14 protein-coding genes and 1 tRNA gene are annotated in these 16,141 nt (G+C 75.2%); 9 read left to right on the top strand and 6 right to left on the bottom strand.

Annotated features, from left to right (window positions below; genetic code table 11):
* Nucleotides 1-84: 84 nt before the first annotated feature.
* From AB0C66_RS06055 to AB0C66_RS06025, 7 genes are all read left to right on the top strand, one after another.
* Nucleotides 85-1,119 (top strand): phosphatase PAP2 family protein, encoded by a 1,035-nt coding sequence (locus tag AB0C66_RS06055; RefSeq protein ID WP_362433499.1) that lies wholly within the window; start codon nucleotides 85-87, stop codon nucleotides 1,117-1,119.
* A 31-nt stretch (nucleotides 1,120-1,150) separates the two neighbouring features.
* Entirely contained in the window at nucleotides 1,151-2,296 is a 1,146-nt protein-coding gene (locus AB0C66_RS06050) for a hypothetical protein (RefSeq protein ID WP_362435503.1), read from the top strand.
* Entirely contained in the window at nucleotides 2,287-3,867 is a 1,581-nt protein-coding gene (locus tag AB0C66_RS06045) for a hypothetical protein (protein ID WP_362433496.1), read from the top strand. The genes AB0C66_RS06050 and AB0C66_RS06045 overlap by 10 nt, the downstream gene beginning before the upstream one ends.
* On the top strand, nucleotides 3,864-5,240 hold the full coding sequence (locus AB0C66_RS06040; RefSeq protein ID WP_362433494.1) for an AAA domain-containing protein: 1,377 nt from the start codon (nucleotides 3,864-3,866) through the stop codon (nucleotides 5,238-5,240). The genes AB0C66_RS06045 and AB0C66_RS06040 overlap by 4 nt, the downstream gene beginning before the upstream one ends.
* 259 nt (nucleotides 5,241-5,499) lie before the next feature.
* Nucleotides 5,500-5,865: a hypothetical protein gene (locus tag AB0C66_RS06035; RefSeq protein ID WP_254740761.1), complete on the top strand. Its 366-nt coding sequence runs from the start codon at nucleotides 5,500-5,502 to the stop codon at nucleotides 5,863-5,865.
* 196 nt (nucleotides 5,866-6,061) lie between these two features.
* On the top strand, nucleotides 6,062-6,655 hold the full coding sequence (locus AB0C66_RS06030) for a bifunctional DNA primase/polymerase (RefSeq protein WP_362433491.1): 594 nt from the start codon (nucleotides 6,062-6,064) through the stop codon (nucleotides 6,653-6,655).
* A gap of 56 nt (nucleotides 6,656-6,711) precedes the next feature.
* A tRNA-Lys gene (locus AB0C66_RS06025) sits at nucleotides 6,712-6,785 on the top strand.
* Between the two features lie 19 nt (nucleotides 6,786-6,804).
* Here AB0C66_RS06025 and AB0C66_RS06020 read toward each other — a convergent pair.
* From AB0C66_RS06020 to AB0C66_RS05995, 6 genes are all read right to left on the bottom strand, one after another.
* Nucleotides 6,805-8,151: a nucleotide disphospho-sugar-binding domain-containing protein gene (locus AB0C66_RS06020; protein WP_362433489.1), complete on the bottom strand. Its 1,347-nt coding sequence runs from the start codon at nucleotides 8,149-8,151 to the stop codon at nucleotides 6,805-6,807.
* A 90-nt stretch (nucleotides 8,152-8,241) separates the two neighbouring features.
* Nucleotides 8,242-8,946 carry an SDR family oxidoreductase gene (locus tag AB0C66_RS06015; protein WP_362433486.1) on the bottom strand — a complete coding sequence of 235 codons (705 nt, stop codon included), beginning with the start codon at nucleotides 8,944-8,946 and terminating at the stop codon, nucleotides 8,242-8,244.
* Complete coding sequence (locus AB0C66_RS06010) at nucleotides 8,946-10,082, bottom strand: NAD-dependent epimerase/dehydratase family protein (protein WP_362433484.1); 1,137 nt, start codon at nucleotides 10,080-10,082, stop codon at nucleotides 8,946-8,948. Before AB0C66_RS06010 ends, AB0C66_RS06015 begins: the two co-directional genes overlap by 1 nt.
* A gap of 182 nt (nucleotides 10,083-10,264) precedes the next feature.
* Nucleotides 10,265-11,497 (bottom strand): FAD-dependent monooxygenase, encoded by a 1,233-nt coding sequence (locus AB0C66_RS06005; RefSeq protein ID WP_362433482.1) that lies wholly within the window; start codon nucleotides 11,495-11,497, stop codon nucleotides 10,265-10,267.
* A gap of 46 nt (nucleotides 11,498-11,543) precedes the next feature.
* Nucleotides 11,544-12,104 (bottom strand): cyclase family protein, encoded by a 561-nt coding sequence (locus tag AB0C66_RS06000; protein WP_362433479.1) that lies wholly within the window; start codon nucleotides 12,102-12,104, stop codon nucleotides 11,544-11,546.
* 224 nt (nucleotides 12,105-12,328) lie between these two features.
* Nucleotides 12,329-13,153 carry an AfsR/SARP family transcriptional regulator gene (locus AB0C66_RS05995; RefSeq protein ID WP_362433476.1) on the bottom strand — a complete coding sequence of 275 codons (825 nt, stop codon included), beginning with the start codon at nucleotides 13,151-13,153 and terminating at the stop codon, nucleotides 12,329-12,331.
* A 191-nt stretch (nucleotides 13,154-13,344) separates the two neighbouring features.
* Between AB0C66_RS05995 and AB0C66_RS05990 the strand changes: the two genes are divergently transcribed.
* Together AB0C66_RS05990 and AB0C66_RS05985 are read left to right on the top strand one after the other, a co-directional pair.
* The gene (locus AB0C66_RS05990) at nucleotides 13,345-13,590 is read left to right on the top strand and encodes a hypothetical protein (RefSeq protein WP_362433474.1); all 246 of its coding nucleotides are present in this window, start codon (nucleotides 13,345-13,347) and stop codon (nucleotides 13,588-13,590) included.
* A 7-nt stretch (nucleotides 13,591-13,597) separates the two neighbouring features.
* Nucleotides 13,598-15,940: a TOMM precursor leader peptide-binding protein gene (locus AB0C66_RS05985; protein ID WP_362433471.1), complete on the top strand. Its 2,343-nt coding sequence runs from the start codon at nucleotides 13,598-13,600 to the stop codon at nucleotides 15,938-15,940.
* The last annotated feature ends 201 nt before the right edge of the window (nucleotides 15,941-16,141 follow it).

Genomic DNA, 16,141 nt, shown 5'->3' with positions numbered 1-16,141 from the left:
CGGTGCACGGGTCGCCCCGCCTACACCGTACGGTTGACCGCGCGCCTTGTCGTGGTCGCCTGACATTTATTGGAGAACGTCCGGATGCCCCCTACCGCTACCGCGCCCCGTGCCGGGGCATCACAGGGCGGTCGGCCCCGTTGGTGGACCGAACTGCCCCTGATAGCCGTGGTGTACGCCGCGTATTCAGCCGGCAGACTGCTGGCCCGCGGTGATGTGTCCACGGCAGTGGACCACGGGCTGGCCATCCTGCACTTCGAGCAGCGGCTGAACATCGACTTCGAGTCGCCGCTGAACGATCTCTTCACGGCCCACGCCTCGATCGGCATACCGGCCGACTTCGCCTATGCCTCGCTGCACTACGTGGCCACCCCGGCGGTCCTGGTGTGGATGTGGAAGCGCCGCAAGGCGTCCGACTACCGCTTTCTGCGCACCTGGCTGCTGGTCTCCACGCTCATCGGGCTGATCGGCTTCACCCTGCTGCCCACCTGCCCGCCCCGGCTGCTGGACGGCGGCCACGGCTTCGTCGACACCATGGCGCAGTACGGCTCGTACGGCTGGTGGGGCGGTGAGGCGAGCGCGCCGCGCGGGCTCGGCGGGCTGACCAACCAGTACGCGGCGATGCCCAGTCTCCATGTGGGCTGGGCGCTGTGGTGCGGGGTGGCGCTGTGGCGGCACGGCCGCTCCGTATGGGCGAAGGCGCTCGCGGTCCTCTATCCGCTGCTCATCACGCTCGTGGTGATGGGCACCGCCAACCACTACTTCCTGGACGCGGCCGCCGGGGCGGCCGTCATGGGGGCCGGGGCGCTGCTGGCGAAGCCCGCGCTGCGGCTCGCCGAGCGGCTGCGCACCCGGTTCGGTCCGGCCCGCGAGGCCGTTCCGCAGACCTCTCCGGGCACCTCTCCGCAGACCGCCGTGGCCACCGGAAACACCGGTGCGGCCACGAATGTCAGTGACAGGTGCGAGACTGCGGCGCGTGAACGGGAACGGATCCCCCGACAGCAGAGCAGGGGCGCGGACAGGGAACGCCACCACGGTGCGGCCGGTGACAAACCGGGCGCGGCAGGAACCGGTGCCGCGGCCGAGACCGACGACAGCGCTGCGGCAGCGGCTCGCTGAGCTGCGCGGACCGCAGGCCGTTCCGCATCCGATGGACGCCCGGGCCCTGGCGGCGCTGGCCGCCAACCCGGGGTGCCGTCGCCGTGCCCTGCTGGACGGGGCCGGGGTCGACAAGGGCTCGCTCGCCCGGGCGTTGGGCGCCTCGGCCAACTTCGGCCAGTCCCAGTTCGCGCACCAGCGCGGCAATTCCTTCGAGGCGCGGGTCAAGGCGGACCGCGGTGAGGCGCTCACCCGGCTGCTGCACGAGCGGCTGCGGGACGGCTCGCCCGCGCCCGAGCCGGGCGGTGTGGACACCCCCGATCTGACCGCCGCGGGCCCGCAGGGCCGTACCGCGCGTACCGCCCTGGCGCTGCGCGAGGCCACCGCCGCGGGGCGGTGGGCGCTGCTGGACCACCCGATGGTGAGCCTGGACGTGGCGGGCTCCCCCGCCTTCCTCGAACCGGACGCGGTCGTGGTGCACCCCGACGGCTCCTGGTCGGTCATCGAGATCAAGTCCTTCCCGATGGTGGACGGCTCGGCGGACCCGGCCAAGGTGGGCGCGGCCGCCCGGCAGTCCGCGGTCTACGCGCTGGCGCTGGAGCGGGTGGCGGCGCGGGTCGGCGAGCTCAAGCCCGACGATGAGCTCACACCGGAGGACGAGCCCGACGGCGGTGGCGAGGCGCGGGCGGCGCGGGTGCGCCACCAGGTGCTGCTGGTGTGCCCCAAGGACTTCTCCAACCTGCCGACGGCCGAACTGGTCGATGTGCGCAAGCAGCTGTCCGTCACCCGGCGGCAGCTCGCCCGGCTGACCCGGATCGAGGACATCGCCGCGGCCCTCCCCGAGGGCACCACCTTCGATCTGCGGCTGGCGGACGACGGCCGCACCGCGACCCGCCCGGTCGGGGAGCTGACGGCCGCCGTGGACGCGGTGGACGCCGCCTACGCCCCGGAGTGCCTCGCCGCGTGTGAGCTGGCGGTCCACTGCCGGGCGCGGTCCCGGACCGCGGGCGCCGTGGAGTCGCTGGGCCGCGGGGTGCGGGGCGAGCTGGGCGGGCTGACCACGATCGGGGCCGTGCTGGCCGCCGCCCTCGAGACCGACGGGGAGCCCTCCGGCGATCCGGCGGTGGACGCCCTGCGCCGTGCGGCGGCCCTGCGCGCCGAGGCGCTCGCCGCGCCCGGGGCGGTGGCATGTCGCTGATCACCACCCTGGCCCGGATGGAAGCCGTCCGGGACGGGCGGGCGCGGCCGGTCGCGACCGTGCTCCACCGCCATCTCTCCGACCGCCCGCTGGCCTTCGTCCCGCTGACCACCGCCGGTGAGGCGGGGGCCCCGCTGGGGGCGCTGGTGGGCACCGACCGGGACGCGCCGCGGCTGCTGGTCGTCCCCCAGCCGCGCAACCGCGATCTGCGGTTCGCCTTCCTCGCCGAGCTGGCCGAGGAGATGCTGCCGTACCTGGACTCCTACGCGGACGACGTGGAGCTGGAGGAGCGCAAGGAGACCGACCCGGAGACCGGGAAGAAGGTGCCGGTCCAGGTCGAGCTGTGCGCGGACGCCCCGCAGCTGCTGGTGCCCAGCGCGGCGGGGGTGGCGTTCGTCCGGCTGCTGGGCCGCTCGATGCGGTTCCGGCGGACGGCCGACCAGGACCCGGACACCCCCTTCCCCGCGCCCGCGCGGGTGCCGCTGCTCGGGCGCTGGCTGACGCACTACGGTGAGCGGTCCCGGGTGCCGGGGTCGAGTCTGCTGCTGTCGCTCACCGAGACGCTGGGCCGGCACTGGGCCACCGGCCAGAGCAATCTGGAGGACCAGCACCTGGGCTCGCTGCTCGCCTGGATCGACCCCCCGGAGGGCGTCGGGGGGCCGGAGGCGGCGCTGCTCGCGGAGTCCGCGCGGGACGCCGACGGCCAGCTGCTGTGCCCGCCCGCGGGCCCGTCCACCGACCCGGCCTTCGACAACAGGCTGCTGGCCCCGGCCATCGCCCGCTATGACGCGGCGCGCGCCGAGGTCACCGGCGGTGTGGCCGGGGGCGAGGCGCGGCTGCGGCTCGCCGAGAACGGGCTGCGCGAGCTGATCGCCTCCCAGCTGCGGCCCACCTGGGACGCGCTGTGGCACGGCGTGGACCTGCTGCGCGCGCTGCCGCCGGGCGGGCGGGTGGCGGAGCGCTGGAAGCGGGACCGCTGGTCGTTCACCGGCCACCGGGACCGGGTCCGCGCGGGCGAGCCGCCGCAGCCCAAGCGGGACGACGCGGTGACCGCGGCCCAGAAGCTCTCCGCGCGGGAGACCGCGCAGGCACAGCTGGAGGCCCAGGAGTCGCTGGACGACCCGCTGGTGATGGCGGGGCGGCGGCTGGCCGGGGAGGCGTTCGCGGGTGAGGTCACCGAAGTGGAGATGGCCTGGTCGGAGGCGAAGGTGCCGCGGCCCCGACCGCTGGTCACGGTGCGCACCGAGGACCGTCCGCAGCTGGCCGAGCGGGTCAAGCTGTACCGGGTGATGGCCGACGGCCGGACGCAGACCGGGGAGTTCGCGGCCGCGCACACGCCGGACGCGCTGGTGGTGCGGCTGACCGGCGGCATGGGGCGCGGGAAGACCCCCGAGCCCGGTTCGGTGCCCGAGCCGGGCGACCGGCTGTGCTGGACGCTGTTCGAGCACGCGCCGCGCGGCGGCCCGGAGCTGCCCGACGCGGAGAGCACCCCATGGACCCACGGCGGCCCGCCGCAGGCCGCGGCGCTCGGCCCCGATCCCGACCCGGTGACCGAGGAGGACCATCTGTGATCGGCACAAACCGTGTCGAGGGTGGGGCCGGTGGCGTGGAGGCCGAGCCGTTCGACCCGTCGGCCGCCGCGGCCCGCGCGACCGACGCGATCCTGCACGACACCCTGCACGGCGCCCACCGCGGTGTGGTGGTCGACTCCCCGCCCGGCGCGGGCAAGTCGACGCTGGTGGTGCGCGCGGCACGGGAGCTGGCCGCGGCCGGCCGGCCACTGATGGTGGTCGCGCAGACCAACGCCCAGGTGGACGATCTGGTGGACCGGCTGGCCACCGCGGACCCGGACCTTCCGGTGGGGCGGCTGCACAGCAGTGATCCGCACCCCTACGACCCCGTGCTCGACGAGCACCCCTCGGTGCGGGCCTCGGCGAAGGTCGCGGATCTCGCCGGGCTGGACATCGTGGTGTCCACCGCCGCCAAGTGGGCGCACATCAAGAACGTGGAGCCGTGGCGGCACGCGATCGTCGACGAGGCGTACCAGATGCGCTCGGACGCCCTGCTGGCCGTCGCCGGGCTGTTCGAGCGGGCGCTGTTCGTCGGCGACCCCGGTCAGCTGGACCCGTTCAGCGTGGTCGGCGCGGACCAGTGGGCGGGGCTGTCGTACGACCCGTCGGCGAGCGCGGTGACCACGCTGCTCGCGCACAACCCGCGGCTTCCGCAGCACCGGCTGCCGGTCTCCTGGCGGCTGCCCGCCTCGGCCGCACCGCTGGTCTCGGACGCCTTCTACCCGTACACCCCGTTCCGCAGCGGCACCGGCCACGGTGAGCGGCGGCTGAGCTTCGGGGTCGGCTCCGACGGCTCGGGTCCCGACCGGGTGCTGGACGAGGCGGCCGTCTCGGGCTGGGGGCTGCTGGAGCTGCCCGCCCGCAGCACCCCGCGCACCGACCCGGAGGCGGTGGCAGCCGTCGCCCAGGTGGTGCGGCGGCTGCTGGACCGGGGCGGGGCCGCGGTCAGCGAGCGCTCGGCGGAGCCGGTGCCGCTCACCGCCGACCGGATCGCGGTGGGCACCGCCCACCGGGACCAGGCGGCGGCGGTACGGGCGGCGCTCACCGGGCTCGGGGTGTCCGGCGTCACCGTCGATACCGCCAACCGCCTCCAAGGGCGTGAGTTCGATGTGACGGTGGTGCTGCACCCGCTGTCGGGCCGTCCGGACGCCACGGCCTTCCATCTGGAGACCGGGCGGCTGTGTGTGCTCGCCTCCCGGCACCGGCACGCCTGTGTGGTGGTCTGCCGGGCGGGGGTGGCCGAGCTGCTGGACGAGCATCCGTCCACCGAACCGGTCCAGCTGGGGGTCACGGTGAAGTTCCCGGACGGCTGGGAGGCCAACCACGCCGTCCTGGCCCATCTCTCCGAACACCGTGTGCCCTGGCGCCCCTGAAGTGCTGTCCGGATCCTGACCCCGGGCCGCCCGGCCCCTTGACCCGGCCGTCGGCGGGTGTCGGCGGGCCCGTCGGAGCGGCCCTGGTAGGCGCCGATCCTCGGGTTCTGCCCTACGTATGGTTCGCGGGGCGGTGGGGTGGGGAGAGAAACCCTGGTCGGCGGCGTGCGGTGGGGGCGGTCTCGCCGCGCGCGCGACAATGGAGAGCGGGAAGCACCCGCGAACCGACCCTGGCTCACCACACAGGAGGAGCGATCACATGCCCGAGCCGGATCCGGCTCAAGGCCCGCACGGCGCCGCGCCCCGGCGGCTGAAACCCGCACCGCTGCTCTTCGAGCCGGCGGCCGCCGTCAAGGACGAGGCGCACTTCTTCGACCTGGAGTCCATCGAGGACCCGCGGGAGCTGCTGGCCCGCTCCACGGAGCTGGTGCTGGCGTTCCGCGCGGCCACCGACCGCGCCATGGAGTTCCAGGCGATGGCCGCCGCCCAGCTCGCCGATCCGCGGCGGTTCGACCGGCTGACCCCGGCCGTGATCGCCGAGCGGGCGGAGTGGACGGAGGACTACGCCAAGAAGATGGTCGAGTTCGGCCGGGAGCTGATGCGGGGCGGCGACCCGTCGGACTGACGGTTGTGGCGTTCGCGGTGAAGGAGGGGTGGCTGATGTGCGGGTTGTGTCCCGCGGTGCGGGTGGGACTCCGTTCTCCGTGCCGCGATCATGAGCCGGGGGCATATGCGGGCGGAAGGTACTCCATCCCCCGCCGCCGTGTCCCGGTTTTGCCTCATCCCCCTACGCCGTACGTACCGACGGTAAAGGTAGAGACATGAGCAGATGGCCTCGGGAAATCCAGCACACCGCCGCGTTCGTCACCCCGGCGGGCGCCGACTGGCTGGCCTCGGCCAGTCACTCCCCCCGCGATGTGCACGCCCTGTGGGCCCGGCATCCGTCCGCGTCCGTGGCCCTGCCCTGCGGTACGGCCTTCGACGTGGTCAGCATGGACGCGCTGTTCGGCCGCCGGGTGGTGAGCCGGTTATGGACGGACGGCCCGGGCACCGGACCGGTGGCCGCCCAAGGCGGCCGGGTCATGCTCTTCGCCACCCCGGGCGCGGCCCAGCGGCTGCCCGCGCTGCTCGGCTGGGAGGAGTGGCGCGCCACCGCTCCCCCGCTGCTCTGCTACGGCTGGGGCGACGCGGTGACCGTTCCCCCGCTGTTCCCCCCGGACCCGCCCACGGCGGAGTCCCCCGGGGACGCCGCCATGGCACCGTCCCCGCGCTGGCTGGTCGCCCCCGATGTGCGCAACCCCTGGCTGCCGGGTCCCGAAGTGCTGCTGTGGGCCTGTGTCCGGGCCGCCCGAGCGATCGGCTCCGATACCGGCTCCACCCCTGTGACCAGCGCTCCCGCCGCTTTTCCGGGCTGAGGGATATCGATTTTCACGCAGCCCGACCCGGGTGCTAAGGTCTTCTACGTCAGCAGGCGCCGCTAGCTCAGTTGGTTAGAGCAGCTGACTCTTAATCAGCGGGTCCGGGGTTCGAGTCCCTGGCGGCGCACAGACATGTGTGAGGCCCCTCACTTCGGTGGGGGGCCTTTCGCATGCCCCGGCCCGGGTCCACCGCCGTCCCGGTCGGTGACGGGACGGTGCGGGGCGGGACGGTCCGTCCGGGTCCGGTCCGGGGCCGTCAGCCGGGTCACCACACCGACCGCGTCGTCCGGACCGGGCATCGCCAGCGCTTCCCGGCGCAGGGTACGCGCCGCGGCCGCGTACGAGGGCTGTTCCAGCAGCGCGAACAGATTCCGGGCCAGCCGGGCACCGGCCGCCGTGGCCGTACGCGGTGAACCGTCGAGTTGGTCGGCGGGCACCAGCACCCCGGCGCCCACCCGGGCCAACCGCGCCCCGTTGAGCTGCTGTTCGAGCCGGGGCGCGACCACCAGCTGCGGCACCCCGGCGAGCGCCGCGGCCATCAGCGTCGTCCCCCCGCCGGGGTGGACCACGGCGCCGCAGCCGGGCAGCACCCGGTGCAGCGGTCCGGCGGGCGGACGTCCCTCGGCGGCGCTGCCCACCCGCACCACCTCCACACCCCGGGCCTCGGCCACCCGCAGCGCCGCCCGTACCGCCTCCGGCGGCCCCGCCGCGTCGTCCCAGGCCGCGCAGACCCGCAGCGGCCCGGAGCGGACCGGGCGGTACGGCCGGCGGCCGTACGGCGCGGGGACCGCCGCCCGGGGCGACGGCGGGGCGGGCGACGGCCGGGGCGGTACGGCGTACGGCGGCTCGACCGGGGTGTCGAGGGGGACGAAGCGCACCGGAAGCCGCCTCGACCGCGAGGGCAGCGTGAGGCTCGGCGGACACGGATCCAGCCAGAGGTCGGGTTCCCGCTCCGGGTCAGCTCCGTAACGCCGCATCAGACGGGCGTAGCCGGGCAGCGGCGGGCCCTCCAGCCGGTGCCGCTCCAGCCGCACCACGGCGGTACTGCCCCAGAGTTGACCGATCGCGGGCACCCCCAGCACCGCGGCGGCCACCGTGCCCGCGTACGCGCTCGCGTCGTGCACCACCAGATCGGGCTGCCAGCAGCGGGCGAAGGCCACCAGCCCCTGGGCCATCCCGTCGGCGATCCGCACCTGCCGGTCGCCGAACGCCCGCAGCACACCGTGCTGTTCGGGGCTGAGCACGGCGGGCCGCACCGGCCAGTCCGCGGGCCAGTGCCCGGCCGGACGGCGGGCGGCCGCCGCCACCCTGACCGCGGCCGGGGGCAGCGAGCCGACCGGGACCGGGACCAGACCGGTGCGGGCGACGGCCGCGGCACAGCCGGACGGCACCGCGAACCGCACCTGGTGACCGGCGGCCAGCAGCGAGCGGGCCAGCGGCACCAGGGACGCGAGATGGGCACCGGAGGCCCAGGTCGTGAAGAGGACGCGCACAGTCTCCTCCGGGGAGTCGAGCGGGGCCGCCGGACCGGTCGGTCCGGCGCCGGGCGGCCGTGCGCCGGGTGGGTCGACCGGCCGGGTCCGTCAGCGGGCGCCCGCGACCGTGAGCGTTTCGCCACTGACGGCGGCGTTGGCCGCCGAGCAGAGGAACAGCAGCACCCGGGCGATGTCCTCGGGTGCGGTCGCCTCATCGGCCGCCGACGGGCCCGCGCAGACGGCGTTGACCAGTACCCCGTCGGCGCCCGTACCGCCGTCCGTCAGGGCGCGTGCCAGACCGTGCAGCCCGGCCTTGGCCACCCCGTGGAACTCCCGGCCGTGACCGGCGACGAGCGCGGGGTGCGGGGACACCAGCGCGACCCGGCCCCAGCCCCGTTTGCGCATTCCGGCGACCGCGCACTGGACGGTACGGATCGCGGGGGCCAGGTTGTCCGCGACGACCGGCAGCCAGTCCTCCTCGCTCACCTCCTCGAAGCGGGCGTCCGCGCCCTGCCGCACCCCCCACCGCCAGGCGTTGGCCACCAGTACGTCCAGGCCGCCCCAGCGCTCCTCCACGGCGGCCACCACCCAGCGCGGCGAGGCGGAGTCCTCCAGCGCGTACGGCACGGCGAAGGCGCGGCCGCCGTTCGGGCCCGCCAGCTCGGCGGCCAACTCCTCGGCGGCGGCGCGGCGGTGACGGTAGGCGAGCGCCACCCGCGCGCCCTGTTGCGCGAAGGCGCGGGCGGCGGCCCGGCCGACGGCGCCCGTGGCACCGGTGACCAGGACGGTGCGGCCTTCCAGACCGAGCTCCATCACGGGCGCTCCACCGCCATCCACCCGGGGGCGCCGCGTCGTTCACGCATGGCCTGGCGTTCGCGGGTGGTCTGGTGCTCGCGGGTGGTCTGGTGCTCGCGGGTGGTCTGGTGCTCGCGGGTGGCCGCGCGTTCGAGGGCGGCCGCCCATGGGGGGCTGACCGCGCGGGCGAAGGCCCCGCCCCACTCGGGCACCCCCGCCGCGGCGAGCTGGTCGCGCAGCGACCGGGCGGTGCGCAGCCGGGGCCGCCAGCCCAGCAGCAGCCGGGCCCGGGAGATGTCCACCCGCTGCCAGTCGGGGCCCGGACCGGGACCGCCGCCCAGGCCGGGGTCCTCCACCAGCGGCACCCAGTACCCGCCGAGCACGATCATCCGCTCGACCAGCCGCCGTACGCCCAGCGCCTGGCCACCACCGATGTTGACGACCTGCCCGACCGCGCGCGGGGCGGTGGCGGCAGCCACGGCGGCCGTGGCCACATCGCGGATGTCCACGAAATCCCACCGGCCGTCCAGCGGGCCGAGCCGCAGCGCGGCCGGGCGACGGACCGCCAGATGGTGGGCGACGGTGCCCAGCAGGCTGCCGCGGGGCGCACCGGGGCCGAAGACCTGGGCGATGCGCAGCACCGTGCCGTCCACCGCACCGGCCCGGGTGGCGCGCAACACCGTCTGGGCGCCGAGCAGTTTGGTCCGGCCGTACGGGCTGGCCGGTAAGGGCGGCAGATCCTCGGTGGTGCCCACGCCCCGGCAGACCGGTCCGTACTCCTCGACGGTGCCCAGCTGGACCAGACGGGGACGGCGCTCCAGCTGCGCCACGGCCTCCACCACGGTGTCCACCAGCCGTGAGTTGACCGCGGCGAGCTGCTCCCCGGTGGCGTCCCCGGCCCGGCCCGCCGCGTTCACCACCACATCGGCGGCGGCTCCGGCGAGCACCGCGGCCAGGGCCTCCGCGGGGGCGCGGGTCAGGTCCAGCCGGATGTGGTCCGGGGGCTCCACGGGGTCGGCGGGGTCGGCCGGTCCCCCGCGGGAGACCACCAGCACCCGGGCGCCCGCGTCCTGGAAGGCCCGGCACACCTGGCGGCCCAGGGCGCCGGTGCCGCCGAGCACCACGACCGACAGTCCGGCTGCGTGTGACACCATCGGCGCTCCTCGCGGTTGTTCTCGCTGGGAACGCCCATGGTCGCCGCCGTGACTCGAGCCCGCCTCGACCCGTACCCGGTGACCCCCTCGCCGCCGTCCGGAGTTCGACCGTCCGCTTGCCACGGCCGTCCGCTTGCCACGGGCGGCCGCGCGGCACGGCGTCGGACGCGCCACGGGACCCGCTACGCCCAGCCGCAGGCCCGGTCGTCGGTGATCCGGATCGACGGATTGCCGTAGGCGACGCGCTGGAGGGCCCGGCGGTAGAGCGGCGTATGGCGCAGTACCCGCGCAAGCCGGGGGCGTACGCGGGTGGCGTACGCACCATGGGCGTGCATCACCCGGCTGTGGAGGCTCTGGCGGCGCATCACCGCGGCGATGTCCGGCCCCCGGCGCCGCTCGAAGGCGGCGAGCCGGGCCGCGCCGGTGTCCTCGGCGGCCAGTGCGTCGGTCAGCACCGGATGCAGCACCACCGCGTCCTGGACGGCCAGGTTGACGCCCTGGGCACCGATGAGGCTGTGGGTGTGGGCGGCGTCGCCGATGAGCACCAGGCCGTCGGCCACCCATCGCTCGGCGCGGGCGGAGAAGACGTCCACCACGGTGAGGTCGTCCGGGGCGCTGAGCTGGTCGCGGATCAGCCCGCCGTACTCCGGAACGGCCCGCACCAGCCGCTCGGTGACCCGCTCGAGGCCGGACGCGGTCAGGGCGCGGCCGTGGCCGTGCGGCAGGGTCCAGCCGAGCTGGATCCGGTCGGGCCATGAGCCGTGGAGGAGCACCGGGCCGCCCGGTGTACGCACCACCCGGACCTCGGGCGGCGGTGGCGCGGCCGCCTCCGTCCGCAGCGAGCACCACAGCACGTCCTGGCCGCGGGGCGCGGTGCGGCCCGCCCCGATGCCCGCGAGCCGCCGGATCCGCGAGAAGCGGCCGTCCGCGCCGACGACGACCCGGGCGCGCACCGCACAGCGGCCGGACGGTCCGTCGGCGACGACCCCGGCGATCCGCCCCTCGCGCCGCAGCAGGCCGCCGGCCCGCCGTCCGGGCAGATAGCGGAAGCGCGGCGACTGCCGGCAGTGGGCGAGGAGTTCATCGAGCAGATGCGGTCGGGGAACGGTCAACAGGTGGTCATATGGGGGCGGTAGCAGCCGGTAGTCGGCCTCCAGCAGTACCCGGTCACCGTCCAGGAAGCGGAACCGGTCCAACTCGCGCGCGCCGCGAGCCCGTACGCCGGTCAGCACCCCGAGCGCGTCCAGCAGCGCCAGTGCGCCGGGCTGGAGGATCTCGCCCCGGAACTCCCGCTGATGGGCGCGGGCCCGCTCCAGGACGACCACGCCCAGGCCCGAGCGCAGCATCAGCAGGGCCAGCACCAGCCCGGCCGGACCGCCGCCGACCACACATACATCGGTGTCGATCTCGCGCACCCCACACCTCCTCCTGGTCGGCCGGGGCAGGGGCCTCGGACACGGCCTAGTCGTCGAGCAGCGCCACCGCGCGGGTCGGCTGGGCCCCCGGCCCGGCGGTCCGCGCGGGCAGACAGGCGACCTGGAACCCGGTGGGCGGCAGGATGTCCAGCCGGGCCAGCCGCTCGATCCGGCGGCAGGCGTGCCGACGGCCCGCGAAGAGCGCCGGCCAGAGCACCGAGCGGTCACCGGTGGCGTGATACCGGCGGATCATCGCGCGGAAGGGGGCGTCGAGGCTGAACGCGTCGGTGCCGATGACCCGCACCCCGAGGCCCAGCAGATAGTCGGTGGCCGGTCCGTCGAGCCCGGTGAAGTCGGTGAAGTAGCGCGGGGTACCGGCCAGACCGGAGGCGCCGGTGCGCAGCAGGACCACATCCCGGGGGCGGGGGCGGCAGCCGAGCCGGGCCAGCGCCCGGTCGATGTCCGCGACCCCGGCGGTGCGGGTCACCGGGGCCACGGCGCTGAGGTCAAGGACATGGGCCGGGCGGGGAGCCCACCGCGTGGCCGCTCCGGGGACCGGCTCCGGGCCGCGGCCGTCCTCGGAAGTGGTCAGGTCGATGATGCGCAAGGCGCCACCTCGGCTGGTGCGTTGGACGGCGGGAAAGCACTACGGCTCCGCTTGCCCGCGCGGGGGGATCGGGCAGCGGAGCCGTAGCGGGCCCGGCTGAAGGGCGGCGCCGGGCGTTTCGGGGGGAGGACTCTCCGGACGGGGGACGGATGGCGCGCGGGGAGAGGGGCGACGGCGTACCCGGACGCACCGCGCGGCAGCCGGGGCGGTGGGTCAGCGGCGGGTCAAGCGGCGAACAGATCGAGCACGGGACGCCGCCACTGGGCGTCCACGTCCAGGTCGAGGGCGGGATCCGAGGCGAGCACCGCCTGCTGGAGCTTCTGGAGCCGGGGCGAGGGCTCCAGCCCGAGGTCCTCCACCAGCCGGGCCCGCAGCCCCTGGTAGACTTCCAGCGCCTGCCAGGGACGGCCGGCCCGGTAGAGGGCGGCCATGCACTGGGCGTGCAGCCCTTCGTGCAACGGATGGCGGGCGGTCAGCTCGGTGAGCTCGGTGAGCAGCTCGGCATGGCGGCCGAGCCGCAGATCCGCCTCGATCCGACGCTCCAGGACACCGAGGCGGCTCTCCTCCAGCCGGGCCAGCTCGATCTCCAGGACCGGTCCGACCCGCACATCCACCAGCGCCGGACCGCGCCAGACGGCAAGGGCTTCGCGCAGCAGCAGGGACGCCTCCGCATCGTCCCCCGCGTCCAGCGCGTCCCGTCCCGCGGCCACCAGCCGGTCGTACTCATGGATGTCCACCGCACCGGGCTGGGCCTCCAGCACATACCCGCCGTAGCGGGTGGCCAGGACGCTCTTCGAGGCGTTGGGGGCCTGCGGGCCGTACGCGGTGGCCAGTCTCCGGCGGAGCTGGAGGATGTAGGTCTGAAGGGTCGTCAGCGCGCTGCGCGGCATCTGAGTGCCCCAGATTTCCTCCATAAGAGTGGGGACCGGCAGCATTTGGTTGGCGTAGACGGAAAGCAGTGCGAGGATCTGCCGCGGTTTGCCCGCGGTGGGCACGATCGAATGACCGCACGCTTCGACGCTCAGTGGCCCCAACACCTTGATGTCCATGGTCCTGTACCTCCGTCAACGGTCCGTCAAGTGCCTCTTGTGCCGCGCGGCCCAGCCACCGAGGCAACTAAGAGACTCGCGTGCGGAGGATGTCTCCGGCCAGTGTCGGAATACCCAACCCCATATGAGTTCTGGGGTGCAAAACCATGATAAATTCATACCTTGGCGACAAGATAGGTAGAGAGCTGCACGTGGTCGCGTCGCGGCCCTTCCGCAGCGAACTGCCCCTCTATCTCGAGGAGAGCGCGATGATCGACGCGCCCGCTTTCACATCCCCCTCCGGCACCTCCGAGTTGGCGTCCGTCGCGCCGGGCCTCGTGGTGGCCGGACCACTGCCGGCCTTCCAGGACGACCTGGTCATCGAGGAACTCACCGACGCCTCGCGGGGAGTTGTCGCACCCCGTGCCTGTATCTGCATCTGCACCGCCGGAGACTGACGGCCGGATGTCAGGGGAATTGGGCTTCACCCCGCACCTACGGGTCGAGCCGGTCCCGGGCGAGGCCGTCTACCTCGTCTCCGAGCACGGTGTCACCGCCCTCCACGGGCGGACCGTCGCCACCCTCGCCCCGCTGCTGGACGGTTCCCGGGATCTCGCGCGCATCCTCGCCGAGGCGGCCACCGCGGCGGACCGGGCGGGCGCCGTCCCGGCGGAGCAGGCCGAGCTGGTCATCGCCAGGCTGCGGGAGGCGGGGCTGGTCTGCGAGCGCGGCCGGGCCGGTCTCCCGGGGCCGGAGGAGGCGTACTGGGAGCTGGCCGGGCTCGGCGCGGAGGGGGGCGGCCGGGCGGGGTGCCCCCGGGCCCCAGGGGCGGCCGTCGTGGCGGCGCTGACCCTCGGCTCCACCGACCCGGAGGAGGCCCTGCGGGCGCTGCGGGCCGCGGGTCTGCGGGCCGCCGTTCCGCGCGCCCCGGACGGCACGGCGGCGGACGGCCCCAGGGCCGCCGGTGGCCCCGAACTCCCCGATGGCGTATGCCCCGTCGGGTCGCGTCAACCTCACGATGCCGATCTCACCCTTGTGGTGTGCGATGACTATCTCGACCCCCGGCTCGCCACCGTCGACCGTGAGCACCGTGCCGCCGGGCGCCGCTGGCTGCCCGTCAAACCCGTGGGCACCCAGGCGTGGCTGGGCCCGTTCCTCGGCGCCCCCGACGACCCCTGCTGGTCCTGTCTGGCCGACCGGCTGTGGCGCGGACGCCAGGCGGAGGCGTATCTCCAGCGCAGGCTGGGCCGCTCGGGACCGGTGCCCAGGCCACCCGCCTCGCTGCCCGCCAGCCGGGCCGCCGCCCTTCAGTCGGCCGCCCTGGAGGCGGCCAAGTGGCTCGCCGGGCACCGGCATCCGGGCCAGCGCGCGCTGTCCGTGCTGGACAGTCTCACCGCCACCGTGGACCGGCATCCGCTGGTCCGCCGTCCGCAGTGCCCCGGCTGCGGTGATCCGGGGCTGGTCGCGGCGCGGGTGCGGGCCCCGCTGGGCCTGGCGGCGCGGCGGGGCCCCGCCGCCACGGACACCTCGCCCCGCCGGGTCCTGGAGACCTACGGCCATCTCGTGGACCCCGTCACCGGGCTGATCACCGAGATCCGCCCCGATCCGCGCGGCCCCGACGGGCTCAACTGCTTTCACGCGCGCCACCCTTCGTTCACCGGAGCGGATCTCCTGGGCGGCCTGGACGCGCTGCGCGCCGGTCTGGGCGCCGCGGCCCACGGCAAGGGCCGTACCGCCGAACAGGCCCGCGCGGGCGCCCTGTGCGAGGCCCTGGAGCACTACAGCGGCCATTTCCAGGGGGACGAGCCCCGGCAGCGCGCCCGCTACCGGGATCTGGCCCCCGGGGCCGCCGTCCACCCCGACACCGTGCAGCTCTTCGCCCCCCGCCAGTTCCGGGACCGGACGGCCCCCGCGCGCCACCGCGTCCACGACCCGTTCGACGAGGACGCGGAGGTGGACTGGACCCCGGTGTGGTCGCTGACGGCCGGGCGCCACCGGCTGCTGCCCACCGCCCTGCTGTACTACGGCGCGCCGCAGGCCCCGGGCCGCCGCTTCTGCCGGGCCGACTCCAACGGGGCGGCGGCTGGCGGCACCCTGGAGGACGCGGCGGTCCGCGGCTTCCTGGAGCTCGTCGAGCGGGACGCGGTCGCCCTGTGGTGGTACAACCGCACCCGCCAGCCCGGGATCGCGCTGGACGCCCTCGACGACCCCTGGCCTGGCGAGGTGGCGCGGCTCCACGCCGGGCTGCGGCGGCAGGTGTGGGCCCTGGACCTCACCACGGACTTCGGTATCCCCGTGGTCGCCGCGCTCTCCCGCAGGACCGACAAGCCCGCCGAGGACATCACCCTCGGCTTCGGTGCCCACCCCGACCGGCTCACCGCCCTGTGCCATGCCCTGGCCGAGCTCAACCAGATGCTTCCGGCGGTGGTCGAGGCCCGTGCGGACGGCGGGGGTTACGGCGCCGCCGACCCCGAGGCGCTGCGCTGGTTCCGTACCGCGACCACCGCGGGGCAGCCCTATCTGACGCCGGACCCGGCCGCGCCGCCACCGGAGATATCCACCCCGGCGGACGGGTTCTCCCTGGCCTCCATAGCCGAGATGGTCCGGCGCCGCGGGATGGAGCTGCTGGTCCTGGACCAGACCCGGCCCGATGTCGGACTGCCCGTGGCCAAGGTCCTCGTCCCCGGACTGCGCCCGCACTGGCCCCGGTTCGCGCCCGGCCGCCTCTTCGACGTTCCGGTCGCCCTCGGCCGGTTGCCCGGCCCCACGCCCTACCGCAGTCTCAACCCCATTCCCCTCTTCCTGTGATCGCCCGGTGCTCCCTCGTCAGACTCAGCGTCATATCAACGCACTACGCTCCCTCTCCACCTGCGGCTTAGATCGGATACTCTCGGGCAAGCCGCCCAATCCGGCCCGACCATCCGGAGGACGAGTGCAGCGGAGCCTCTTTTCCGGCGCTGCCGGGGACAACCGGCCACGCCCTCATGAGAGCCTGGCGCCGCGCCTTGC

It is taken from the genome of Streptomyces sp. NPDC048636, from assembly GCF_040650655.1.
In the GTDB taxonomy this organism is placed as follows: domain Bacteria; phylum Actinomycetota; class Actinomycetes; order Streptomycetales; family Streptomycetaceae; genus Streptomyces.
Note: the sequence above shows the minus strand (reverse complement) of the source record. Positions and strands in the feature narration are given on the sequence as shown.